This window comes from Allobacillus salarius, from assembly GCF_007559425.1.
In the GTDB taxonomy this organism is placed as follows: domain Bacteria; phylum Bacillota; class Bacilli; order Bacillales; family Alkalibacillaceae; genus Allobacillus; species Allobacillus salarius.
Genome location: NZ_VMHE01000007.1, coordinates 18,648 through 44,743 on the forward strand (window position 1 = coordinate 18,648; position 26,096 = coordinate 44,743).

Here is a 26,096-nt window from a genome sequence, read left to right on the forward strand (position 1 = left end):
ACATAAAAAAGCACGCCCGTTTAGGCGAGCTTTTCTTGTTGAACTCTGATTATCGTCTCGGCGCTAATTCAATGGCTTGATCCAGCGCTTCTAGCATACTTCTCTCATCTGCAATTCCTTTTCCAGCAATATCAAAAGCCGTTCCATGGTCTACACTTGTGCGTATAATCGGAAGACCGACTGTAATATTAACTCCCGCTTCAAGTCCTAACACCTTGATTGGCCCGTGACCCTGATCATGATACATCGCGACAACAATATCAAAATCACCTCGTTGTGCACGGAAAAACAATGTGTCAGCAGGAAGGGGTCCTTCGACATCAATACCTTCCCCTGTTGCACGTTCGATGGCTGGAATGATCTTTTCTTCTTCCTCACCATAGCCGAATAATCCATTTTCACCAGCATGCGGATTAATTCCACACACTCCAATTTTCGGCTGGTCAATTCCTGATTTGCTCAATGTATCATGTGCTAACTGGATGACTTTATATACACGTTCAGGCTCGATCATATTTATCGCATCAATTAACCCTACATGGGTTGTCACATGGATGACTTTCAACTTAGGAGATGAAAGCATCATGGAAAAATCTTTTGTATCGGTCAATTCCGCCAGTATCTCTGTATGTCCTGGGTAAATATGACCGCCTTTATGCAATGCTTCTTTATTTAATGGTGCCGTACAAATTGCATCAATTTTATTCTCGTTTGCCAGTTCAATTGCTGTACGTAGATATTCAAACGCAGCATGACCCGCTTCACTGGAAACCTCGCCAAAAGGAAGGTCTGCTGGTAAAATATCTAAATCAATACAAGCAATTTCACCGTATGTTGCTGTAAATTCCGTATCTTTATCGATCACTTTAATAGACGCTTCTATATTTAATCTCTCTACTGCTTTTTTCAGCATTTTTGCATCACCAATAACAATTGGTGTAGCTTCTTTATATATTCTCTCTGTCTGTAAACTTTTAACGATGATTTCAGGACCAACGCCTGCCGCATCACCCATTGTTATTCCTATAATTGGCTTATTAGACATGGTTATGAACTCCTTTTAATTCAAGCATTGCATGGTGTATGGAAGCTTCCGTTCCAAAAGCACCTGCTTTCGTGATGACTAAGTAGTCTTTTTCTGGACCGATCAATGTTCCTAAAGGAATACCTGTTTCCACTTCTTGAATCAGTTGAAAACCAAGCCCTCCTAAATGGCGGGATGTGTCTTTTGCCGTATCGCCACCCGTTAAAACAAATCCGCTCAGATCTCTATTTTTTAAAGCTACTTGTTCAACGATTTCACCGATGCCGTTTGAGATTCGCTCACCAATTGCGTTTTTTGATAAATTCAATTTTGCACCGATTGCCTTCACATCACCGCGCGCACGTTCATCCGAAGGTACATACAAGACGACATCTTTCTCTTTTTCAAATCCATCTAAACAACGTTCAATATACGTTTGTCGAGCTTGATTCCATTCATCGGAGAAGAAGATGGTCGGGTCGATTTCAACAGCTTCAATCTGCGGTTGAATTGCGGCATATTGAACTTGCTCTTGTGTTACTTGTGATAAACTTCCGCATACCGTCATCACATGTTTTGCTTTTCGTTCGACGTGCTCACCGACTTCACTTTGAAGACCTAACGTTTCCGGTATAACTTCCGCCAAACCAGCAGAGCCTGCCCAGATGACATCGCCAGAAACCGAGCTCATCTTTTTTGCTCCCTCCCGAAGTTCCTCGAGAGTTTCTGCATCACAGACAAGATATGATATTCCTTGAGCCTTAAAGCTCTCAATCTTCTTCGAGAACGAGTCTTGATCTGCGTGAAGATCTTCTTGACGAATCAGGCCAACCGATACGCCGGTCTCTTCCTCAATCAATGTAGGAATTGATGAATTTTTAACCGGATGCTTCGGATCTTTTGCAGTTTCTGTATCTGCTAATTTCACACCGTTTACATAATGGATTCCATCTCTTGTTGTCCGCCCGAGTGAGGGGAATGCCGGTGCAATAAAAATAAACTCCGGATTAAAAACGTTGTCCAATGCTTGTAGTTCGGTACCGATATGCCCTCTTAATGTCGAATCCATTTTTTTATAAATCGTGGTAAATCCTGATTTCTTCAAGTATTCACCAGCTTGAGTTGTGATGGATATAGCTTCTTCCTTCGTTAAGGCGCGTGAATTTGTGTCAATCACTAAACCATGATTGAGTTTATTTGATACTTGCGGGATGTCAAACAACACTGACGTAGGTATTCCCTTTTTCGTTAATTGAACACCTGAATCATTTGCACCGGTCAAGTCATCCGCTATTATTCCTATTTGTAATTTCATTGTTGATAACTTCCTTTAAAATTATTCATGCACCATATAATCGTCTGGTATGTTCACGCCTTTTTTCTCCAAACGTTTTACTAAAAATCCAATGTAAATTGGCAGTAAAACTGCGGTCGTTACTGTAGATGCAGCTACTTGTACAGTCGCCAAGTCAACGTGTGTTGCAAATGTTGCACTTGCCGCTGCAATCGCTGCTGGTGTTGCTACAGCGTTTCCTGCGGTCGAACCTTCTGCAGCACCGGCAATTGGATTCCACTTAAGTGCTCTAAACACAAAGTAACCCGCAGTACCTGTGATGAATACTGTTGCGACTCCCAGTAGAACACCTGATAATCCACCGTTAATGATTGCATTGAAATCAATACCCATACCTAATGCAAACGCAAAGAACGGAATTAGCATTGAACTACCTTTATCTAAGAATTTTCGCATTTCGTCATCCAAGTTCCCTAAAACCATACCTACAATTATTGGTAGTAAAACAGATATGAATGATACGAAAGAGAACAATCCATCCACAAAGCCCATTGCACCGAATATCGCTAATGCAACCATCGTGAAGAACGGTCCATCGTTCAATGCTAAAAGTGAATAAGCTGCACGATCTGTTTTGTCACCATATTGTCCAACGAGCGCGACGTACAAGCCACCGTTACTATTGGTCATAGCAGCGATAATTGCGATTGGCGCTAACCCTAACCATAATCCGTTGTCTCCTGCGAACATATACGCGAGTAAACCGAATATTGCTCCGACAAACCATTTGGTTGCCAACAATGTCGCACCTTTCCCGAGGCTGACACCGACGTTTCGTAGATTAATTTGTGCACCTGTACACAAGAGGAACAGGGCAATTAATGTTCCTGCACCATCCACAAACAACTGTTGGGTGAAGTTACCGATTCTTAATAAATCTGGTGCGAATGTATTGAGTGTTGCAGCAAGCAATAACGGGACAACCATCATGCCTCCTGGAATTCGATCCAATGTTGCTTTAATCTTCATTTGTTCTCCTCCTTCATATGTAAATCGTTTAAATTTCTAACACCAATAAAGCGGTTACACGTGTAATAATAATTTAATCCGATTAAATTTGCAACATTATCTTACAATATTTTTCTAAAATGTTCTCAAACTCTTAAATTCGTTGCAAAATGAAACAAAAAAGAGAGCCTTGTAGACTCTCTTTGGATATTAGTATTCTATGAATTCGTGTTTATTATTCATCTCTTAATTTTCGCCACAATGTTGAACGGTTAATCCCTAATCTCTTGGCTGCCTTCGTTTGGTTTTGATTCTCTTCCATTAATACTTGCTGAATGATTTGCTTTTCCATTTCTTTCAATGTGCCATTTATTGTTAATGATTCTACTGACTCATTTGCTAGATTATCCTTATTCATAACCTTTTTCACGTCGGACACATCAATGTAATAACCTCTCGTTAAACAACTTAATTGCTTCACAACCGAACGTAATTCAGGAAGATTCCCCTTCCAATCATATTGCAATAAGTACCGAGCCGCTTCATCATTCACGCCGACAGTCTCACTACCCTTTTCCATATGCATTTCCGTCAAATAATAATCAATAAAAGCTAATATATCTTTTTTACGTTCTCTTAGTGGCGGGAGGTAAATGATTTCATCGTCATAATTACTTACGGTATCAGTTTCCCGCAATTCTTCTTGTAAAGTTATGACTTTTATGCGATTTGATAGACCAATCAATCGGTATATGAGATCTTTTTTGATCTCGGATGAAATCAAATCCATATTTTTCACAATCACTGTTCCATTTGTTAACGAATGCAGTATTTTCTCTAAATAGCTAAAGCTTTTATTTGTAAATAGCGATCCTTGAATCACTACAATTGGTGCTGTTTGATCAAAACGTTTCAAATGAATTTGTTTGGCGACTGTAAACTTCCCTGTTCCTTTCTCTCCTACAAGAAAAGTCATTTCGTCGGACGCCGCTACATGACCAATCTTCTCTTCAAGTTCATGAACGCGATCGCTATCTCCAATCAGTGGTTGATTTTCTGGTTCACTCATTAGAGATATCACTTGCTGTCCATCAGGCTTATACGTCGTTGCATTCAACTGAATTCCAACAATTCTCTCAGTCTTGCTAACGAGAAAACCTTGAAGCTGATAGATGCGCGATTCACACTCGATTTCTTCCCACTGAGTTTGTTCCTGTTCAAGCACTCTTCTCACAAGGTGAATAAACGAATCTACATGTACCAACTTCTTCGCTGGATCCACTTCAGCAAAAGAACCATTCTGTTCGAGGACATTTCCCTCTTCATTCACTAACATCACCGGAAGGGGCATTTCATTAAAGGCTTGCTTATAAATGTGATGGCGATAATTTACTCTTCGAAAGAAGTGATGGATTCGTTTCGCTTCATCTATCGCATTCATGACAGCCTCTTTTCCAGAAGTAATTAAAACGCCTCGTAAGCCTAGTCGCTGTGCAACTTCTACCGTTATCACATCACCAATGACAACAGTGAATCCTTCTTGTTTTAACCTTTCCAGATTAGTTTTTACTTCATTTGAGGACCGAATCGTAACCATTTTCACATCGAAATCTAAAATATTACAAATAGTTGCTGAACCTTCGGATATATTTTTAAAACCTACGAGAGCAACACCGGATTTTACCCCACTGATTAAGGTAAACACACGAAGCATATCGTAACCAGTAATCTCAATGTGGACGACAGGAATGGAAACGTATTCTTGAATAAGCGCCGCTGTTCCTCCACGACTAATAATGACATCATAGCCCTGCTCTTCAGCACGCTTTGCTTTCATGACGCCTTCGTCTAAGTTTGCGACTGTCGTATCCAATTGAATATCAGCTGGAACCTCGATGTTCTTCGCTGTTTCGGCCAGACCATTATATGGTGCTATGAGTAAAACCTTAATCATAAAAACCCCTCATCCGTTGCATATTTCAACAATTGTATTATGCCACAAAGTGATTTTGGTGTCATGTGTTGCGGGAGGACTTTTTTAAGTTAATGAACCTGTGAAGGAAAACACTGAACCGATGCAGGTTAACACTGAAGGTGCGCGAATTAATACTGAAGAGACACTGATTAACAATGAAGACGTGCGATTTAACGCTGAAGTCATAAGATCCAATGATGGTCTATTCAAGGAAAGCGAGATAAAATCACACGGTACCTTCGAATAGAAACGTTCTAATCAAAGGTAGCAAGTAAAAAACGCCCACTACCCACGAATAGAAAGGTTCTAATCGTGGGGAGGGGTTAACTTTATCTTTTAAAAAATATTGATTTATTCTATTGTCTTTCGGCTTATTTTTATAATGAAAGTATTAATTTAAGCTATAATCAATACGTTTCTCATCATCTAATAACAGCGACATTTCCTTAGGTTTTGTTTCTGCAATTTTTCTTCCGTTTCGATAAGATGCCAGCACTTCTGCTTGGGTTCGAATCGCATCGTAGCGATTCGTCGCATTCAAGATAATAAAGTTCGCAGGCTTCCCTTCTTCAATTCCGTATTGATCTTGAATGTCTAAGGTAACTGCGCTATTTTCTGTAATATAATCAAATGAATGAACGATTTGGTGATAGCCCATCAAGTGGGTCACATGGATTCCCATAAGCAATACCTGCAACATATTCCCCGTTCCGATTGGATACCACGGATCGACGATGTCATCATGGCCAAAGCAAACATTAAGGCCCGCTTCCGTCAATTCTTTCACCCGGGTCACACCACGACGTTTCGGATAATCATCAAAGCGACCTTGTAAATGTGTATTGACGAGTGGATTGGCAACAAAGTTGATGTTTGATAATTTTAGGATCTTCATTAATTTCGATACATATGCCCCGTTATATGAATGCATGGCCGCCGTATGGCTTGCCGTCACTCGGCTGCCTAGACTCCGTTCATATGCTTCGGTGGCGACAACTTCAATAAAGCGCGATTGCTCATCATCGATTTCATCACAGTGGATGTCGACGAGCTTATCGTACTTTTCAGCTAGGTCAAAAGCAATTTTCATCGAATCCACACCATACTCGCGAGTGAATTCAAAATGTGGAATGCCACCAACGACATCTGCTCCCATCTTTAAAGCTTCTTCCACAAGCTCTTTCCCTCTCGGATATGATAAATATCCTTCTTGAGGGAAAGCAACCAACTGAAGATCAACATAGTCCTTCATCTCTTCTTTCACTTCTATCAAAGCTTTCAAAGCTGTTAATGTTGGATCACAAACGTCTACATGCGTACGAATGTGTTGGACTCCTTGACTGATCTGCCACTGAATCGCTTTTGTTGCTCGTCGTTTAACATCTTCAATCGTCAATGACTGCTTTCGCTCAGCCCATGTTTCAATACCTTCAAATAAAGTGCCGCTTTCATTCCACTTTGGCTCACCAGCTGTCAGTGTCGTATCTAAATGAATGTGTGGCTCAATGAAAGGTGCACTCAAAAGCTTGCCACCTACGTCCATTGCGCCATCGACTGGTTTGGCTGTTTCGATTTTCTTGAAAAAGCCATTCTCGATATGAATGTTCCATAAACCTTCTCGTTTTGCTAATGAAGCATTTTGAATAATCATCTACTATACCTCTTTTCCTACAATGACACTCGTTTTCGTTCCCATAACGCGCTCCAAAACGAATGTTAAACCTGTAAATATAATAACCGAACCAATCATGCCATTTAGCGGTGGGATACCTGGAAGAAACTGTGCAGCCGCAAAGCCTCCGCCCCATGCAATAATCGCCGGCCAACGAACAGCTTGGAAGGTGGTCTCTTTCAAAGGTGTATAGTTCCCTTTTCTTAAAAGAAAGAAATCCGCAAGTAAAATCGCGCCAATAGGCGGTAAAGCTGCTCCTAATAAGGATAACCAACCGACGAAGTTATTGTATAACCACATCGCAAAAATCGTTCCGATGATTCCGTTGATAATGACGAGCTTGCTTTTTTTCATTTTCGTTATGTTTGAAAAGCCTAAGCCTGATGCGTATAAGGCATTGTCATTCGTTGTCCAAATGTTTAACCCAAGGACGATGATTGCTGGGACAATTAGACCTTGGACAAACATGACCTCTGAAATGTCTCCAAATCCGGTGGAAATCGCTCCAACTGCCCCGAATAAGAACATCAGTGAATTCCCAATGAAGAACGCAATCAATGTAATGATAACAGCTGATTTTTTCGTTTTCGCAAACCGAACGAAATCCGGCGTTAGCGTACCTGCACTTGCAAACGACCCTATACAAATCGTCAATGCGACGGCGAGTCCGAGTGACGTTTCAGGTTTATAGTTAGCTAGTTGGGCCATACCTCCTAGATCGTCAATTGCTATTCCAACAGACACGCTCCCGATGATCGCGATGGCAGGAACCGCTATAAAACTTAAAATGGCCAAGGCCTTCATGCCATAAAACGCGGATGCCGTCATGACAATACCTGAAAGAATGACTAACAGCCACATATCAATGCCTGTCACCTTGTGTACAGGAACAGCGAACATTGCCAAGCCCACACCGAACCAACCGACTTGTGTTGCGCCTAGTAAAAATGAAGCTAAATACGAACCCTTTTCACCAAATGCGTATCTTGCAAGCAAGTGTGTCGACAAACCGGTTTTTGCAGCCATATACGCTAAGCCACTCGTGTATAGCCCAAGAATTAAGTTTCCTAATAACACCATCCAAATGAACTCTTGGAAAGTTAATCCCAATCCTAGTTCGCCACCCGACAACATACTTGCTGAGAAAAACGTTAATCCCATCATCACTGCAAACATTTTCATAAAACCGACCCGATGAGATTGTGGTACTGCGCGTAATGAAAATTCATGATCCATATTCAATTCCTCCTTGTCTTTTCACTGGCACCAAGTCGAACAAGGAGATTTACAGATTTTCGCATAAAAAAAGCTCCTTGCCCGACCGACAAGAAGCTTTTAGAAATAGAATGACGAGTTGCGACGTGCATACACGTATCCCATTTCTAAACCGTTGTCCTTGTCAGTCTCTCTGGACTGAATTAAAGGTACCCATATGTGATTGTACTCATTATTGCAATGTGATCGTCGATTGTCAAGATGAAGTTGGGCTTGATTTAAAAATTCTTCTTATGAAGCTCACGGACTTCCGCGGCCAACTCAGGGACCGGACCATCTATCTCCGCGTCACGAATCACCTCTTGAATTGGAAGGTTCCGAACCGGTGAAGGCCCAACTCCCATCTCATTCATCCACTCCACCAATTGCTCAGACGAGCTCGCATATACAATTCGTCCTAGACCGACCCAACCATGAGCCGCTGCACACATTGGGCAATGCTCACCAGACGTATAAACCGTCGCCTTACTTCTTTCTTCAGGACTCATATTGTTCGCCGCCCAGCGCGCCAAAGCAAATTCCGGATGCTGGGTGTGATCTCCACCAGCCACATGGTTATGGTCTTCTTGAAGCACTTCTCCATCCGCAGAAACAAGAATGGAACCGAATGGCTCATCCCCTTTTTCGAGCGCCTCTTTAGCCAATTCAACACAGCGACGTAAATGCTTTATATCCACTTCTGAAATCATCAATCTTCCGCCTTTCTCTGTTTTTATCGAAGATCTACTAAAAGAAGATTCTATCTTTCATTTTACAAGTCCCCCTTCTTAGCAAGCCAACTTTTACATCTTGTTTTATCAGACAAAACAAAGAACCGCGTCAATCTCGTTGACACGGTTCATTTGTGATGTCTTTATTTTTGCTAGAGAAGCAGAAAAGCGATTGGCGTTGCAATTAAAATTGTAAGGATTGTTCGTTCAATCCAAATGACAATCAATTTAGGTATGCTGACTTCAATGTCCGTTGCCAAGATTGTTGGAATCGTTGCAGAGAAGAAAATAATCGCTGAAACGGATAGAACTCCCATGACAAATTTCGTTACTAAGGAGGCATCCACAACCATTAATGCCGGCAAGAACATTTCGGCGATTTCTACAGCTGCTGCTTTGGCTGCCAATAAAGGCTCTGGAAGTTGAACCAATAACGTAAATGGATAGAAAATATAGCCGATTATATCAAACACAGGTGTGTAAGTAGATAGGATCAACCCTAAAAGTCCGACAGACAGAATGGTTGGCAAAATGGATGCTGCCATAATGACGCCATCTTTGAAATTGATCCAGACGTTTTTCATTAATGGTAAGGAAGCATTTGCGACAGACATTCCTTCATCCCACGCTGCTTTGAATCGATTTCCTTTAACTTCTATTTCTGGCGTTCCTTCTTGACCTTGGTAATAGTCTTCACTGACTTTGTTTAATGGCCAAATTCTAACTGTGATAGCGGTTACAAGAAAGGTGACAAATAAAGTGACCCAAAAATAAGTATTCCATATGTGCATAATGTCTAGCGTGCTGGCTACGACCACCATGAATGTTGCTGACACTGTCGAGAATCCAGTCGCAATAATCCACGCTTCTTTCAGTGTGTACTTCCCTTCTTTATATACGCGGTTGGTAATCAACATCCCGATTGAATAACTTCCTACGAATGAAGCCACTGCATCAATTGCTGATCGACCCGGCGTTTTCCAAACCGGTCGCATGATCGGTTGAACCAAGACACCGATGAACTCTAAAAACCCATAACCGACTAACAGAGCCAAAAAGACTGCACCGATTGGGACCAAGACGCCAACCGAAGTCACTAAACTATTAAAAAGAAACGGGCCTAGATCCGGGTTGAAGAGCCAGGCTGGTCCGAAATCGAACACGAGCATAAAAGCGAAAATTGCACCTGCTACTTTAAACATCGATAAGCCAATAACGACTTTGTTTTTGTTCCATGTTTTATTCGCAAAAGGGTAAATCGCTCCGAAAACGATCACGGCTAGAATATAATACGGTACGGCAGCTGTGAAATTCTCCCTTATAAATTTCACCATATGATCAAGCATGATACTAGATGACCCATTGATCGTAATAGGGATGAAAAACATAAACGCCCCTATAAAACTGTAACCGATAAACTTAAGTATATTATGCCAATTCGTGTGGTGCTCCTCTTGTGGTTGATGCACTTGCTTTTCTGCTTCCATTTGCATAACCTCCCATAGGTAAAATAAAGCTCTGTTAAAAATCTTTTCGATTTAACAGAGCTGCACTACATAACATCTAGTTTTCTACGACTACTTTCCCTTTTTTAATTACTTGGTCAATATGGTTCATGCCATAGTTGTACGATAATTTGAGGTAGTTCGACACATTGAAAATGGCTACGTCCGCTTGTTTTCCCACCTCCAAACTACCAATTTGTTCTGCTTTACCAATAGCGTGTGCGGCGTTAATCGTTGTTGCCACCAACACTTCTTCAGGAGTCATGCCCATTTTCAAACAGCCTAGGTTCATAATGAATTGTAATGACAATGACGGAGATGAACCTGGATTGGCATCTGTGGATAGCGCAACAGCAACGCCTTGGTCGATCATCTTCCTTGCATTGGCATACTCAGCCATCAAGAAAAATGCTGTTCCTGGTAATAACACACCGATGACATCTTTTTCTGCCATTTGCCGGATCCCTTCATCAGAAGCTTTCAATAAATGATCTGCTGAAATGGCTCCGACTTCAGCGGCTAATTCCGCTCCACCATAAGGTTCAATTTCATCCGCATGTATTTTCGGAATCAAGCCGTGCTCTTTTCCAGCTTGTAAAATACGTCGTGATTGCTCAGGTGTAAATACACCTCTTTCACAAAACACATCATTGAATGTAGCTAACTTTTTCTTGGCCACTTCAGGAATCATCTCTTCAATGACACGATTAACAAATGGTTCTGGGTTTTCTTTTTCATCCATCGGAATGGCATGCGCACCCATAAAGGTAGAAACGATATCCATCTCATGGTCTTCAGCAAGCTTTTTCGCTACTTCCAGTTGTTTCATCTCATGCTCAAGGGAAAGTCCGTAGCCACTTTTGGCTTCTACAGTTGTGATCCCATACTCAAAGAATGTATCGAGCCGCTTCTTCGACTCTTCATAAAGTTGATCAAAGCTTGCTTCTCTCGTCGCTCTAGTCGTGGCATGAATCCCACCACCAGCATTCATAATTTCCATATACGTTTTGCCTTTGAGACGCATAGCATATTCATTCTCTCGCGTTCCAGCGTGAACGAGATGGGTATGTGGATCGATTAATCCTGGTGTTACTAATTTTCCAGTCGCATCGATTACCTCCGCTTGAGCAACTAACTCTGCGTGCTCTTTTTCGATATCTTCTAATAATCCTACAGCTTGAATCGTTCCGTCCTTCATCAAGACACTACCATTTTCAATCACCGTTAAATCGCTCATTTTCTCTCGTTTGGCAGGTTGATCCGAATAACCCTTCGTCGTCACTAGCTGCGATGCATTTTTGATAAGTAGTAGTTCTGACATGTGAATTCTCCTTCTCTATGAAATGACTTATTGATCCAGTAATGGGATATGAACGCCTTTTTCACGAGCTGTCTTCTCCGCTAATTCGTAGCCTGCATCGACATGTCGTGCAACACCCATCCCTGGGTCTGATGTCAATACGCGTTCAAGTCGTTCTTCCGCTTCTTTCGTTCCATCTGCGACAATAACCATACCGGCATGTAACGAGTAGCCCATTCCGACGCCTCCTCCATGGTGCACACTTACCCATGTTGCGCCGCCGACACTGTTGATCAGTGCGTTTAAAATAGGCCAATCGGCGACCGCGTCACTACCATCTTTCATACTCTCTGTTTCACGATTTGGTGATGCGACAGAACCGGAATCTAAATGGTCCCTGCCAATGACAATCGGAGCTTTCAATTCGCCGCTCGCTACCATGTCATTAATAATTTTTCCGAAACGGGCACGCTCGCCATAACCTAACCAGCAAATACGTGAAGGAAGCCCTTGGAAACTAATCTTTTCGTGCGCCATACGAATCCAGTTGCAGAGTGATTCGTTATAGCTGAACTCCTTTAAAATGACTTCATCTGTTTTATAAATATCCTCCGGGTCTCCCGATAAAGCGACCCAGCGGAACGGCCCTTTTCCTTCACAAAACTGCGGGCGGATATAAGCAGGAACAAAGCCTGGGAAGTCAAACGCGTTTTCAACACCTTCATCTTTAGCTACCTGACGGATATTGTTTCCATAGTCAAAGGTAATCGCACCTTTCTTCTGCATATCGAGCATTGCTTCTACATGTTTTGCAATGCTTTTTCTAGAAAGTTCAGTGTATCGTTCAGGATTTTCATTTCTTAATTGATTAGCTTTGTCTAACGTCAAGTCTGTTGGAACATAACCGTTTTTCGGGTCATGTGCAGACGTTTGGTCTGTCAGAACATCTGGAATAAACCCTCGCTCAATCATTTCAGGTAAAATTTCCGCTGCATTGCCAAGTAAACCAATGGATAGCGCCTCACCACGATCACGAGCATTTTTTGCCAGTTCAAGTGCATCAGATAAATCTTTAGCTTGTGTATCAAGATATTTTGTCTCGATTCGGCGATCGATTCGGTGCTGGTCGACTTCGACTGCAATACATACCCCTTGGTTCAATGTCACCGCGAGTGGCTGGGCTCCTCCCATACCACCTAATCCAGCAGTCAGTGTAATTGTTCCTTGTAAACTACCATCGAAGTGCTGACGCGCACATTCAGCAAACGTCTCATACGTTCCTTGAACGATTCCTTGACTGCCGATGTAAATCCAACTTCCTGCCGTCATTTGGCCATACATCATTAATCCTTTTTGATCTAACTCATTAAAATGCTCCCAGTTCGCCCAAGCGGGAACCAAATTGGAGTTTGCCAGCAAGACTCTCGGTGCGTTTTCATGTGTTTTGAAAACGACGACGGGCTTCCCTGATTGAATAAGCAGTGTTTCATCATTCTCAAGCTGCTTCAGTTCTTTCACAATCGCGTGGTAGCTATCCCAATTTCTTGCCGCCTTGCCGATTCCACCATAAACAACAAGCTCATCTGGGTTTTCAGCTACTTCTGGATTCAAGTTATTGTTCAACATGCGCAATGCCGCTTCCTGAAGCCACCCTTTCGTATGTAGTTCGGTTCCTTGAAATTGCTCAACTGCTGTTTTATTCATTGACTCAATCCTCCCGTTTCATTATTTAAAGCGGTTTCATTTTTTCCAAGAATCCATTCCTGCCATCACTTCTGCCACTAAATAAGACGCCAGGCGAACCGTTTGCTCATCGTGGTCAAGCGTTGGATTAACTTCTGAAATATCAAAACTCAATAAGTTATTCCTTCTGGAAATATGATGAAGTAGTTTTTTCACCGTTTTCGGATCAATACCTGTCGGTGAAGGAGCACTGACACCTGGTGCGGATGAAGCAATAATCGAATCGGTACATAGCGTTAAAATGATATGGTCATAGCGAGATGAAAATGTATCAATTACGTTAAAGGTATCTTCAATATTGTTGTGGTCCAACTCTTCTTCTAGCACATATTCGCACCCTAATTGATCTGCTGTATGAAACAACGCCGGTGTGTTGCCGAATCGTTGAACGCCTAAGCACAAATAACCCGCTTTTGGATCCTGCCCCAATATTTGACGAAACATTGTTCCTGATGAAGGTTCCGCGTCATTGCGCAAATCAAAATGTGCATCGATATTGATGATTCCTAGCGATTGATCTGCTCCAAGATATTTTCTTGCCCCTAAATAATGACCGTATAACGTTTCATGACCCCCACCTAAAATAATTGGTGTCCCATGACTTCCGAGTAACTTGGCCACTTGATTTCCTAAAGATGATTGCGCTTCTTCCAACTCACGCCCCTGACATACAACATTTCCTACATCTACAAGCTGTGTATTCAAGTGATTCGGGATTTTAGCAAGGTGTTTACGAATTGCATCCGGCGCTTTCGAAGCCCCTTGTCGGCCTTTATTTCTTCGCACACCTTCATCACTCTCAAAACCGATGAAAGCAATGTATGGGTCGCTATCTTTCAATTGATCGACGCTCATCCGTTCAACGACTTGGTGTAACCTGAAACTTTCTGGGTTCTCGTGACTGTCAATTCTCCCCGTCCAGAGATCCTCCTCTGCTCGCATGCTGCGTAATTCTCCTTTCAAACTCAATTTCAGAATATATATACTATTGTAATTAGTGTAATTTATTTATGGTATAATTGCTAATACATATTTTCTATATTTCTATTACTTTTAACTATAGGTGGTGAAAAAGTAGAAATGGATACGAGACAATTACGCTATTACGTTGCACTTATTGAAGCTGGTACCTATACAAAAGCTGCCGAACAGCTACATATCTCTCAACCATCATTAAGTGCGACAATCAAAAAACTTGAAGAGAGTGTTGGATTAACGTTGATTAATCGAGGTTCGCGGAGTTTGCATATGACCCATGAAGGAAAAATATTGTACGAGGAAGCACGTCGATTTCTTCAACATTTTCAGCATGTAACCGATGAAATGGAACGATTGAAACAACAAGGACCGTTGGAAATTTCCATCGGGTTAATCGAATCGACGATCTTTTTCGTGCCTGAAATTCTTAAGCAGTTCAAACAGGAATATGAAGAGGCAAAAGTTAGTTTGATGGAAACATTAAGTTTGTCGGATGTCGAGAGAGCTCTATACAACTTTGATATTCATCTCGCCATAACAAACCAGAACATTTTTCAAAATGATATTGAAACATTGCCGATCTATGAGGAAAAGCTCGTAACACTGATCCCTTCAGGACACCGGTTGGCTAATAAGCGCACAATTCAATTACATGACTTAGAAAATGAAAGCTTCATTGTTTGTAAGGAAGGATTTCAAACACGACAAGACATTTTGAATGCGTTCAATCGAGCAGGTGTCCAACCAAATATTCAGTTTGAGATTGAACGATTCGAAACAAGCTGTAGCTTAGTTGAGAAAGGATTGGGCATCACTGTCGTTCCTGAAAACTATGTCACCTACTCAAAACATACAAATTTAGTCGTCAAATCGCTTGCGGAAGACAATATCTCACGGACAGTATACTTAGCTTATGTAAACAATCGGTACATGCCACCGATTGTGAAACGATTTATTGAAATGATTGAGACGTACTTTAAATAACTCTTATTCTTTTCTCTTAAAAGGTCTTTGATGCCTGATGCCTAACTCTTTTGCTTCTTTACGCAAAGAAGTAATTAAACTGATTGCCATTAATATGATAACGACTGAAAATGGTAAGGCCGCAACAATCATCGCGTTTTGAAGCGCCAGCAAACCGCCAGAATAGATCAATGCCAATGCCGTTAGAGAAAGGAAAACACCCCAAATCGCTTTGATTCTACGGGTTGGATTTTGAATCCCATTGGATGTCATCATCCCTAACACGAATGTTCCCGAATCAGCGGAGGTCACAAAGAAAATGACAATAATGAGGATCGTTAAAATGGATAATACCATTCCGACCGGATACGTTTCCAATACACCAAATAGCGATTCTTCCGGCAACAAGGAAGAAATGCTGATTCCTGCTCTTTCTGTCGTAATTGCCGCACTACCGAACGTCGTAAACCAAATAAAACTAATAATAGTCGGTGCTAACAAGACGAATGTAACGAATTCACGAATCGATCTCCCTCTGGAAACACGAGCAATGAACAATCCAACAAAAGGTGACCATGCAATCCACCACGCCCAATAAAATATCGTCCAATCATTAATCCAACCACGTATATTCTCATTCAATGGTGCAATCCGCAAACTCATTTGAATGATATTTTGAAAATAACCACCTACAGAAGTCACCAAAAGATTTAGTGTAAACAACGTCGAGCCGAGAAAAAACACAGCGAGAAATAGTAGCAATGATAAGCTCATATTAATATTACTGAGATACTTAATCCCTTTACCAATCCCTGTTAAAGCAGAAATCATAAAGAGAATCGTCACGATAATGATAATAATTGTCTGTGACGTTAAATTTTTCGGAATATCGAATAAAAACGATAAGCCACCGTTAATTTGGATGGCACCGAAACCCAAAGAAGTTGCTACACCCATGATTGTTGAAATGACCGCAACAATGTCAATGACCTTGCCAGTCGTCCCATCAGCATGTTTGCCAATAATCGGACGCAGCGTCTTACTAATTAAGCTAATTTCACCTTTTCTGAATCCAAAATAGGCAATTGCTAATGCAACGATTCCATAAATTGACCATGGGTGAATGCCATAATGAAAATACGTGTACCGCATCGCATCTTTAATCCCTTGATCTGTCCCCAATTCCCCCGTAGGTGAGTTAATCGCATAGTGACTCAATGGTTCATAAGCACCGTAAAATATTAATCCGATTCCAATTCCGGCGCTAAATAACATCGCAATCCATGTCGGGCGATTAAATTCAGGCTTTTCATCGGGCTTGCCTAGTTTAATTTTACCGACCGGACTAATGAACAAATAAATACACACCAACACAATTAACGAAACAGAAAGCAAATAGTACCAGCCAAACGTATTAATGATAAAACCTTGCGTTTGATTCGTAATCGTCTCCACTAAGTCAGGTGTGACAATTCCAAAGACGACAATAACGGTCATGATTGCTAGTGCGGCATAAAAGACAACAGGATCTTTTTTCATATGAATGATAATCTCCTCTATCGAACGGATTGATTTTCAGCAATTGAAACATCTACCGTTATTTTGGACATTGAGGAGGATAATATGTAATTGATGTGTATGTTTAAAGATGAAAAGGCGCTTACTAGTAAAGCGGCTTGGATCATTCATAAAAAACCCCAAAAGTTAAAATAACTTTTTGAGGTATGACAATTTACTGCTTCGGATTTATTTTTGATACGATTAAATATAATACAGCCGTTACCACAATGATAGGATATACGGCCCCAACTGTTTCCGTGAATAATGGTAGTGGATTAATCACCAAGTAGAAAATAACACCAACGAGCCAAACAATAATTGCCCGTAGATTCACGCCTTTAAAGTACCAATATTTACCACCCTTAAGTTCCAATTGCCTAACTGTTGATAAGACGCTTCTCACTGTCGATAAGCGCTCCCTAACTGTTGATACAGCAATCCTGACTGTCGATAAATGTGCGCTGTATTGAACATTGATGAAATAACTACAAGAAGAAGTTTATAATGTTTATTGGGAGCATACGATTTATTAACTTTTATTTATAAAAGAAGGTGATTCAGTGGATGAGCATGCTTTCAAAGAACTGAAGAAAAGAGTTAAGGAACATTTAAATAAAAACCAACCTGTCTTAGACAAAGAAACGTTAATGAACCAATCGATTGAACAGGCGAAAAAGAAATATCGCAAAAAAATGCGTGATTCAGAACGAGATTGATTTGGGTTAAAAAACTTCTTGATGAAAAATAAAACCTTGCCGCTTTTTATGCGTGCAAGGTTTTATTTTATTATCTAGCTTTTTCTTCAATAAATTTCTCTCGAATTTGGTATTTTAATAACTTCCCTTGAAGACTACGAGGTAATTCATCTGTAAATTCCACTGAGTGAGGAATTTTGAATTTCGCAAGCTTTCCCTTACAAAATTCCAGAATATCGTCAGCATTAGCTTTTTCTTCATCGCGAGGTACAACAATAGCTTTCGCTACCTCTCCCCACTTTTCATGAGGTACACCGATCACTGCAACATCCGCAATATTCGGATGTTCATGCAAAACTTCTTCAATTTCAGCTGGATAAACATTAATCGCACCCGATAGAATCATGTCTTGCTTTCGATCGACGATATAATAATACCCTTCTTCATCTTGAATACCCATATCACCTAATCCGAGCCATTCACCTTTAAAGGCTTCTTCTGTGGCTTCCGGACGTTTATAATATTCATCACATAAGGTTATACCTTTCACATAAAAAGCACCCGCTTCGCCTTGCTTGACCTCTTCGCCATCATCATCAAGCAGTTTTACATCCATTCCAAGCATCGGCAGTCCAACAGAGCGATTTTTCTTCTTTTGGTCTTCTGGAAACAAGTTTGCAGCTCCCCCGAGTTCAGTAGCCCCATAAAATTCGTTTAATTCTGATGATGCAAAGAATGATAGGACCTTTTCTTTCGTACTCGTGTGCAACGGGGCTCCTACAGAGATTAGACTCTTCATTGATGAAACATCGTACTGATCTCGTACATCTTCTGGTAAGGCAAAGATAGCATCAAACATTGGAGGAGCCAAAAACGTAGTCGTTGGTTTTTCTTGCTCGATGGCTTCCAAAACCTCCACCGGGTGAAATTTTTCCATAATATGAACCGGGTTACCGACAAAGAAGTTTGGTATCGATATGGAAAGTGCAGCAGCACCATATGCAGGCCCTGCAACTAATCCTTTGCCACCTCGTCCAATTGAAAATTCGATACTAAAAAGCAATGCAACTAAATATAAACTCCGATGAGAACGGACAGCACCTTTTGGACGCCCTGTGGTTCCACCTGTATACATAATGCAAAATATGTCCAATTCGTTTAATGGCTCTGATGGTATAGGTTCATCAGTAGGAAACTGAGAGATCCATTGTTCATATTCAAAAGTAGACACCTCAGATTCACCGACACTTATATAGTGATGGGTATGTTCTGCTTGGTCTTGAATAGCTTTTACTTCATCAGAAAACCGACTGTCGAATATTAGAGCAACGGATTCAGAATCATCTAATACATGCTTAATCTCCTGTGATACAAAACGAGAATTAATTGGCACATAAGCAGCGCCGATTTTTCCACAAGCAAAAACAACCTCATAAAGTTGATTACAATTCATCAGTTGAAAAGCAACTTTATCACCTTTCTGAATTCCTTCACTTTGTAAAGCGTGTGCTAATTGATTAATTCGCTGATTAAACTGTGCATACGTAAATCTTTTATCCTTAAAGGAGATTGCCTCTTTATCTCCATAACGCTTAGCATTCAATATAATAGGATCACTAAATAACATATGTTCCATTTATAAACATCCCTTTCTTTGTTTAAGTATTTATAAGTTTTAAAAAGGACTGCGATTGAGCCAAGCCCCGCCATCCATCGTTATACAATCTCCATTGATGTAGTCTGCCTCAGCTGAAAATAAAAACTTCGCTAGACCTGCAATCTCTTCGGGTCTACCTGGTCTGCCAAGAGGTACTCCTTTAAGTACTTGTTTTCGAGCCTCTTCTGATTGTAAAAGCTTAGCAGATCCACCCGTATCTTCAATCGGTCCTGGGGCTATAGCATTTACACATATTCCATACTTCGAACCCCATTCAACAGCTAGTGTTCGTGTCATTGCTAAGACACCTGCTTTCGCACTAGCGGAATGGATAACTCCAGCTCCACCTGTCCATGAATAAGTAGTGACTATGTTTAAAATACGACCTTTCTTTCCAGTTTTTATCCACTCTTTGCCGACAGCTTGGCTACAATACCATGTCCCATTTAAGACTATGTCTACGACTGAGTTCCAACCGTTGATCGATAAATCTTCTGCTGCGCACATAAAGTTCCCCGCTGCGTTATTCACTAGAAAGTCTATTTCACCGAATCTTTTTTTCGTCTCTTCGATGGTATATTGCACCTTGTCTGGGTCGCGAACATCCATTTCTACACAAAGAACTTGCCCTTCAACTTGTTCAATCTCTTCTTGAGCGGCCTGTAATCGCTCCATCGAACGCCCGGTGATGACGACTTTTGCACCTTCTTGCGCAAATTTTTTCGCCATGCCTTTTCCCATGCCGCTACTACCACCCGTTACAATGACTACTTTGTTTTTCACTGAATCTCCTCCACCTTGATATACTTTTCAATATGAAACCGCATTCATTTTTCTGCTATCAAATGTACAATTCACTTCTATAACGACTATTTCAATAAAACATACCTGCTTTTGTTCCTTTTTTTAGACCTAGACCAATATCAAATAACATTTGCTTAAATTCTTGAACTTTTTCTTCATCATACTGTGACAGTAACTCCGAATCTAATTCATCCATTTTGTGACTTAGTGGTTCTTCTAGAAGACGACCTTTTTCTGTTAAAAACACAAAACGATTGCGACGATCACTAGAATCGAGTCTACGCTCAATAAAACCACCTTGTTCCAATCGATCAATAATTCCAGTTACAGTTGCGCTGTCCATTTGTAGGCGCTCTCCTAATTCCGAACCAAGTTGACCATCCTTTTTCCAAAGGAAATAAAGTACTCCAAACTGGACGGATGTTATTCCGTATGAGGACAACTTTTCTTTACTGAGCTGCTTTACTTGTTGTAGTGCCTTTCCGAGAATAAAATGTAAGCAATCGAATTTCTCCATTACCACCACCAACCTTTTTAATTTTCTGAATGTTTTATTTTTTACAGTATATCATGTATACAAGTATTTTGTATACAAGTTATTTTTTTTGAATAAAAAAAGCACCGAACATCTGATTACGTTCGGCGCTTCAATTGTTTTTTCTTAGATATTGCATTCAATTACAAATCATCAAACCCATTCAAGTCACTTGTTTTCGTATACTGTCTGGATTTTTGTTCGAAGAAGTCTGTTTTCGTACCATCAAAATTATCGACATAGGCACGAATCCACTTCATTGGGTTTTCGACATGTTCAGGATAAATTTCATGAAGTCCCATCATCCGCAACATTTTATTGGCACGGTATTTGATGTAGCCTGCCATTTCGTCGAGATCAATTCCTTCCACATCTTGAAGAACATAATGTGACCATTCAATCTCGAGCTCGACGGATTGTTGAAAATGCGTGTATACCCACTCTGTCAGTTCACTCGTATTCTGTTCAGGATTTTCAGCTAAAGTTGCCCGGAACAGTTCGGCAATAAAACGACCATGTTCAAGCTCGTCGCGGTTAATATAGCTGATCATCGTGGATGTACCGACCATTTTGTTTTTCCGTGCTAAGTTATAGAAGAAGGCAAAACCGGAATAGAAAAACATGCCTTCCAATAATGACGTATAAACTAATGTTTTCAAGATGTTTTCAATAGTCGGCTCTTCAACAAATTGATTGTATTGATGCATGATCTGCTCATTCCGCTTCAGAAGAACAGGATCTTTTCTTCCGTGTTGAAATGATTCATTTTGCTCGTCCAATGAAACTACGGAAGAAAGCACGTATGAATAGCTTTCATTATGAACAGCTTCCTGCTGGGCAATAACCGCCATAATGGACTGCACAGAAGCGTCTGTTGCATATAAAGAGATGAGCAATGCCGTTCTCGTTTGTGGTGCATCAAGCGTCGACAGTAGTCCGATGATTTTTAAGTAGGCCTCTTGTTCAGCAGCCGTTAAGTTTGAGAACTGTTTGACGTCACCAGACATATTCACTTCATCCGCTTGCCAGTAGTTCCCCAATAGTCGCTTGTACATTTTATACCAATGTGGATAAGCGATATCATTCCAATTTAAAATCCCACTTGATTGCCCACCAAATAATCCTGTTGATTTATTCGGGTTTTGCGGTTCAAGTGTTTTCGCTCTTTCAAGCAAAGATTTTTCCATGCTGTAACACTCCTTCAACCCATTTGTGTACTTTTTCTTCCTGACTTCCTCTAGGCGATTGTTCGATCTTTAATCCTGACCATTGACTATGATAAAACTTCGTCAGCTTGTTTACGGCGTTACAGAACAAATCCTCTCCACCGAATTGAGTATCTCCTGTACCGAAAACAGCAATATGATCAGGCTTATATCCAATTTCCAAAATAAAATCTTTCACTTCTTCAGGTACACCTCCGTAATCCCATGTAAATGTACCGAGAAATATTAAATCGTAATCCATCGGGTCAAACGGAGGACTAATTCCGATTGGGTGCATGTCTACAAAAACATCCCGCTTCTTTAATCGTTCCTCAATTAACTCCGCTACTTCTTTCGTGTTCCCGCTGTATGATAAATAAGGAATGATGACCCTCAACTTTCACACCACTCACACTCTTCGACGTCATTCGCTGTCGAACGAACATAATAAGTCGTTTTCAACCCTTCCCTCCATGCTTGTAAATGAAGATTAAGCAAGATGGACGCTCTTATTGTATGAGGCACATAAAAGTTAAACGAAATACTTTGATCGACATGTCGTTGACGAGCTGCATTCTGTGTCACAGACCAACGCTGGTCTAGAATATAAGCCGAACGACGATAAATGTGATACGTATGATGGTCAAGATCAGGCGCTGTCACAGGAATGCGAAAGTCTTTTTTCTCTTCACTGTAAAAAGGTTTAAAAACCGGATCAATACTTGCCGTTGAGCCCGCAATCATTGATGTAGAAGAATTTGGTGCAACGGCCATCAGGTAACTATTTCGAATCCCATGCTTTTGAACTTCTTCTTTTAATTCCGTCCAACGCTCGCTTGAATAACCTTTTTGATCAAAATATTCCCCTGTACTCCATTTGCTTCCTTCAAAATATGGATAACTTCCTTTTTCTTTCGCTAAATCGGCACTTGTTTTAATCGTGTAGTAAGCAATCTTTTCATATAGTTCATCGGCGTACTGAACAGCTTCCTCTGTTTCCCATTCGATATTTTTCTGTGCAAGTAAGTGGTGCCAACCAAACGTCCCTAGCCCGATGGCACGATATTTATGATTGGTCACAACCGCTTGTTTCACCGGCAAGTTGTTTAAATCAATGACATTATCGAGCATACGGACTTGTATCGTAATCAACCGCTCAATGACATTGTCCGGTACCGCACGGCCGAGGTTAATCGAACTAAGATTACAGACAACGAAATCGCCTGCTCTATATTTTTTAACAATCGTATTTTCTTCTTCAATATATTCTTCCACTAATTCAGTAGGTGATTGGTTTTGTGTAATCTCCGTACAAAGGTTAGAGCAGTAAATCATTCCTGTATGTGAATTGACATTTTGTCGGTTCACTTCATCCCGATAAAACATAAATGGCGTACCCGACTCCAATTGAGAGCGCATAATCCGTTTCATCAAATCAATTGCTTTCACTTTTTTCTTACTCAATTGGTCGTTTTGAACACACTCATTGTATTTTTCTCGGAAGGATCCGCTTCCCTTTTCTTCATCATAAAAGTCTTCCAGTGAATAGCCCATGACTTGTTTCACTTCATGTGGGTCAAATAAATACCAGTCGCCACGCTCTTCCACCGTTTCCATGAATAAATCCGGAAGCGTTACACCTGGGAAGATATCATGTGCCCTCATGCGTTCATCACCATTGTTTAGCTTTAAATCAAGGAACAATTCAATATCTTGATGCCAAATGTCCAAATAAACAGCAATAGCTCCTTTTCTCGTGCCCAACTGGTCGACACTGACCGCCGTATTATTCAGCTGCTTCACCCATGGCACGATCCCACTGGACATTCCACTGAAACCTTTAATTGAACTTCCGCGGGCTCTTACTTTCCCCATGTAAACACCAATACCGCCGCCGTTTTTCGATAGGTTAGCTATATCCGTGTTACTGTCGTAGATCCCCTGCAAACTGTCCTCCACCGTATCGATGAAACAACTGGATAGTTGGCCATGTGTTTTCCCTGCATTATTCAATGTTGGTGTGGCGACCGTCATGTATAGATTGCTTAGTGCCCAATACGCCTCAGAAACAAGCTCTTTTCGCTTCTCTGGATGCTCATCTTGCATTAAATACATCGCGATAATCATCCAACGTTCTTGAGGCAATTCGTATACATTTTTATTGTGATCTGTTGCTGTATAGCGTGTTGCCAACGTATATAAGGCCAAGTAGTCAAATAACATATCTTTTTTAGGATCAATGACTTTTTGAAAATGGTTGATCTCATCCTCTGTATACTTCGTTAAAATCGACGCCGAGTAAATACCTTTCTCCGTTAACGTTTGGATGAGTTGATAGAAAGACCCATAGCCGATATTTGGATTGACGTTCCGGTTTTCTCCTGCCTTTTTATACAACTCACGCAAATAAAGCCTTGCTGCAACATATTTCCAATCCGGAGTTGCTTCATCAATATTTTCAAGTGCATTTTTAATTAATAGATCTGTTATCTTTTCATGTTCCATGTCTGGCTGAATGCTCTTTAATGACTTTTCTTTATATGGACCGGTTTCGACCGGTAGTCCATCCGTCGCTTCATCAATCATTTGTAAAATGGATTCCTCACTTACTGTTACATCCGTAATCATCCATCGTCCCTCCTCATTATTTCCAATAAAAAAAGTCGTCCCTCTCAGCGAGTTGAACGACTATAAAACGACAGAAATATCCTCTGTAAGCACACTTTTCTATCGTTTCATAATCCCTCACCCCGGAGAAATGAAACTTGTGAGTTACGGCAGGTCTCCTGACTCGTGCGATGAAAATTATTAGGGCCCTTCCCATATTGCCATCGTGAAACGAGCAATACAGTGGACGTCTAATCCTACACACTTACAGTTGCGGGGGCAGTTCCAGCATTTCACTGGATTCCCTATTAAGACAAACATGTCACCTTAACTCTAGATTACTATATATAGTTTAAATCATCTGAAAACTAATCAATATATTGTGTTAAGACTATCATACTCAAAAATGAATTACAAGATTAATATAAAGAAAACTACTCAGTAAGTGTACGGAAATCTTTTATAACCCCTCCTCTCTTTTATTTTAACTATAAAGAATTCCACCTTTATCAGTCTATACCACAGTGATATAACGACATATGATAACTATAAAGGTTTTTAAAAGAGAGGTGCAACACATTGAGCAAATCAAGAACGACGAATTACTCTCGTTGGGATGAACTTCCGTACGCGGGGGAGTCAAGACCTGTTGAAAATCCCGAAGCTCCTTTTGCAGGGAGCTGGACGACATATTTCATTCGGTTGGAAGATGAAAAATGGGTATCTACCTTTACTGGTGAAACGATCCCTTTTCAAGTACGCCATCCAAGTACGATCAATTGGTATCGAGAATTACCGATTGTACAAAGAACGTTACGAAATTTAACAAGAGAACAGAAGGCCATTGCGACATACTGGGGAACGGGCGTGGCCACAAAGCAGTGGACGCCAATAGCAGATCAACTCATCGATGCTTATGGCGTCGAAGCCCCTAGAGGCGCAAGAATTTTAGCTGCTTTGCACGCTGGATTAAACGATGCGTTTGTTGTGACATGGTTTTACAAATTTAAATGGCTAGTTGCCCGTCCAAATCAGTTAGATGATGAATTGGCTACGTTCCTTTGCACACCAAGACATCCTACTTATCCATCTGGGCACGCAGCAGTTGCTGGTGCAGCTGCAGTTATTTTGTCTTATTACTTTCCGGCTGAAAGAAGACAGCTTCAACAATTAGCAGAAGAAGCGGCACAATCGAGGTTATATGCTGGCGTGCATTTCCCGATTGATAATGAGCAAGGATTACGGCTTGGCAGTCAAGTCGGTGAGCTTGTGACAAGACAATTGCAAAGAAATCGAGATACGGAAAACCAAAGCATCGATACACCTTATCGTAACTCTTTAAATGTTAAACTCACGCCACCACCTTATGAACAAGTCATCCCTTTTCAATTCGATGACTCCTGCGATTCGTTAGTAGCCAAAAAGTCCAATCCAAAAAGAAACAACACTTATCAAATACCCATACGCATGGTCCAAAGTTATTTTATTAATCTAAGGAAGAAACTAAGCCTAATGTCATCTAAAAAAATCCGAACCGATTCGTTTATTTCAAGAATCGTCGTTCGGATTTTTTAATCAAATGTCAT

22 protein-coding genes and 1 riboswitch are annotated in these 26,096 nt (G+C 40.8%); of the genes, 3 read left to right on the forward strand and 19 right to left on the reverse strand.

The features are described from left to right. Positions 1-49: 49 nt before the first annotated feature. The 11 genes from pdxA to hutG form a co-directional block, all read right to left on the reverse strand. On the reverse strand, positions 50-1,045 hold the full coding sequence (gene pdxA, locus FPQ13_RS05740) for a 4-hydroxythreonine-4-phosphate dehydrogenase PdxA (protein WP_144088375.1): 996 nt from the start codon (positions 1,043-1,045) through the stop codon (positions 50-52). Further along, entirely contained in the window at positions 1,038-2,339 is a 1,302-nt protein-coding gene (locus tag FPQ13_RS05745) for a four-carbon acid sugar kinase family protein (RefSeq protein WP_144088376.1), read from the reverse strand. Before FPQ13_RS05745 ends, pdxA begins: the two co-directional genes overlap by 8 nt. Positions 2,340-2,360: 21 nt before the next feature. Beyond that, positions 2,361-3,347, reverse strand: a complete 987-nt coding sequence (locus FPQ13_RS05750) for a 2-keto-3-deoxygluconate permease (protein ID WP_144088377.1) — start codon at positions 3,345-3,347, stop codon at positions 2,361-2,363. A 214-nt stretch (positions 3,348-3,561) separates the two neighbouring features. Then, the gene (locus FPQ13_RS05755) at positions 3,562-5,280 is read right to left on the reverse strand and encodes a sigma-54-dependent Fis family transcriptional regulator (protein ID WP_144088378.1); all 1,719 of its coding nucleotides are present in this window, start codon (positions 5,278-5,280) and stop codon (positions 3,562-3,564) included. Between the two features lie 412 nt (positions 5,281-5,692). Then, complete coding sequence (gene codA / locus FPQ13_RS05760) at positions 5,693-6,952, reverse strand: cytosine deaminase (protein ID WP_144088379.1); 1,260 nt, start codon at positions 6,950-6,952, stop codon at positions 5,693-5,695. Positions 6,953-6,955: 3 nt separating this feature from the next. Beyond that, entirely contained in the window at positions 6,956-8,209 is a 1,254-nt protein-coding gene (gene codB, locus FPQ13_RS05765; protein ID WP_144088380.1) for a cytosine permease, read from the reverse strand. Between the two features lie 257 nt (positions 8,210-8,466). Then, a complete protein-coding gene (locus FPQ13_RS05770) occupies positions 8,467-8,937 on the reverse strand; it encodes a nucleoside deaminase (protein WP_144088381.1) in 471 nt (156 codons plus the stop codon). A 173-nt stretch (positions 8,938-9,110) separates the two neighbouring features. Then, positions 9,111-10,445 carry a YjiH family protein gene (locus FPQ13_RS05775; RefSeq protein ID WP_377863232.1) on the reverse strand — a complete coding sequence of 445 codons (1,335 nt, stop codon included), beginning with the start codon at positions 10,443-10,445 and terminating at the stop codon, positions 9,111-9,113. Between the two features lie 76 nt (positions 10,446-10,521). Then, entirely contained in the window at positions 10,522-11,784 is a 1,263-nt protein-coding gene (hutI, locus tag FPQ13_RS05780; RefSeq protein ID WP_144088383.1) for an imidazolonepropionase, read from the reverse strand. Positions 11,785-11,811: 27 nt separating this feature from the next. Further along, positions 11,812-13,467, reverse strand: a complete 1,656-nt coding sequence (gene hutU / locus FPQ13_RS05785; RefSeq protein WP_186279563.1) for a urocanate hydratase — start codon at positions 13,465-13,467, stop codon at positions 11,812-11,814. A gap of 36 nt (positions 13,468-13,503) precedes the next feature. Continuing rightward, positions 13,504-14,448, reverse strand: a complete 945-nt coding sequence (gene hutG / locus FPQ13_RS05790) for a formimidoylglutamase (RefSeq protein ID WP_144088385.1) — start codon at positions 14,446-14,448, stop codon at positions 13,504-13,506. 138 nt (positions 14,449-14,586) lie between these two features. On the opposite strand from hutG, the gene FPQ13_RS05795 reads away from it, so the two are divergent. Then, positions 14,587-15,468, forward strand: a complete 882-nt coding sequence (locus FPQ13_RS05795; protein WP_144088386.1) for a LysR family transcriptional regulator — start codon at positions 14,587-14,589, stop codon at positions 15,466-15,468. Between the two features lie 3 nt (positions 15,469-15,471). Here FPQ13_RS05795 and FPQ13_RS05800 read toward each other — a convergent pair whose 3' ends face one another. Both FPQ13_RS05800 and FPQ13_RS05805 read right to left on the reverse strand, forming a co-directional pair. After that, complete coding sequence (locus FPQ13_RS05800) at positions 15,472-16,986, reverse strand: BCCT family transporter (RefSeq protein WP_144088387.1); 1,515 nt, start codon at positions 16,984-16,986, stop codon at positions 15,472-15,474. Between the two features lie 193 nt (positions 16,987-17,179). Next, positions 17,180-17,410: a hypothetical protein gene (locus FPQ13_RS05805; RefSeq protein WP_186279564.1), complete on the reverse strand. Its 231-nt coding sequence runs from the start codon at positions 17,408-17,410 to the stop codon at positions 17,180-17,182. Between the two features lie 157 nt (positions 17,411-17,567). Between FPQ13_RS05805 and FPQ13_RS13415 the strand changes: the two genes are divergently transcribed. Next, a complete protein-coding gene (locus FPQ13_RS13415; protein ID WP_186278611.1) occupies positions 17,568-17,723 on the forward strand; it encodes a hypothetical protein in 156 nt (51 codons plus the stop codon). A 70-nt stretch (positions 17,724-17,793) separates the two neighbouring features. Here FPQ13_RS13415 and FPQ13_RS05810 read toward each other — a convergent pair whose 3' ends face one another. The 6 genes from FPQ13_RS05810 to FPQ13_RS05835 all read right to left on the reverse strand — a co-directional run bounded on the left by FPQ13_RS05810 (position 17,794) and on the right by FPQ13_RS05835 (position 24,531). Beyond that, entirely contained in the window at positions 17,794-19,338 is a 1,545-nt protein-coding gene (locus FPQ13_RS05810) for a class I adenylate-forming enzyme family protein (RefSeq protein WP_144088389.1), read from the reverse strand. Positions 19,339-19,377: 39 nt separating this feature from the next. After that, the gene (fadH, locus tag FPQ13_RS05815) at positions 19,378-20,142 is read right to left on the reverse strand and encodes a 2,4-dienoyl-CoA reductase (RefSeq protein WP_144088390.1); all 765 of its coding nucleotides are present in this window, start codon (positions 20,140-20,142) and stop codon (positions 19,378-19,380) included. 91 nt (positions 20,143-20,233) lie between these two features. Continuing rightward, positions 20,234-20,680 (reverse strand): MarR family winged helix-turn-helix transcriptional regulator, encoded by a 447-nt coding sequence (locus tag FPQ13_RS05820; protein ID WP_144088391.1) that lies wholly within the window; start codon positions 20,678-20,680, stop codon positions 20,234-20,236. A 161-nt stretch (positions 20,681-20,841) separates the two neighbouring features. Then, entirely contained in the window at positions 20,842-21,885 is a 1,044-nt protein-coding gene (locus FPQ13_RS05825; protein ID WP_144088392.1) for a ribonucleotide-diphosphate reductase subunit beta, read from the reverse strand. Continuing rightward, on the reverse strand, positions 21,866-22,300 hold the full coding sequence (locus tag FPQ13_RS05830; protein WP_144088393.1) for a flavodoxin: 435 nt from the start codon (positions 22,298-22,300) through the stop codon (positions 21,866-21,868). Before FPQ13_RS05830 ends, FPQ13_RS05825 begins: the two co-directional genes overlap by 20 nt. Next, positions 22,297-24,531 carry a ribonucleoside-diphosphate reductase subunit alpha gene (locus FPQ13_RS05835; RefSeq protein WP_144088394.1) on the reverse strand — a complete coding sequence of 745 codons (2,235 nt, stop codon included), beginning with the start codon at positions 24,529-24,531 and terminating at the stop codon, positions 22,297-22,299. The genes FPQ13_RS05830 and FPQ13_RS05835 overlap by 4 nt, the downstream gene beginning before the upstream one ends. A 131-nt stretch (positions 24,532-24,662) precedes the next feature. Continuing rightward, positions 24,663-24,855: riboswitch (cobalamin riboswitch) on the reverse strand. A 234-nt stretch (positions 24,856-25,089) separates the two neighbouring features. Here FPQ13_RS05835 and FPQ13_RS05840 point away from each other — a divergent pair. Then, positions 25,090-26,085 carry a vanadium-dependent haloperoxidase gene (locus FPQ13_RS05840; RefSeq protein ID WP_144088395.1) on the forward strand — a complete coding sequence of 332 codons (996 nt, stop codon included), beginning with the start codon at positions 25,090-25,092 and terminating at the stop codon, positions 26,083-26,085. Positions 26,086-26,096: the final 11 nt, after the last annotated feature.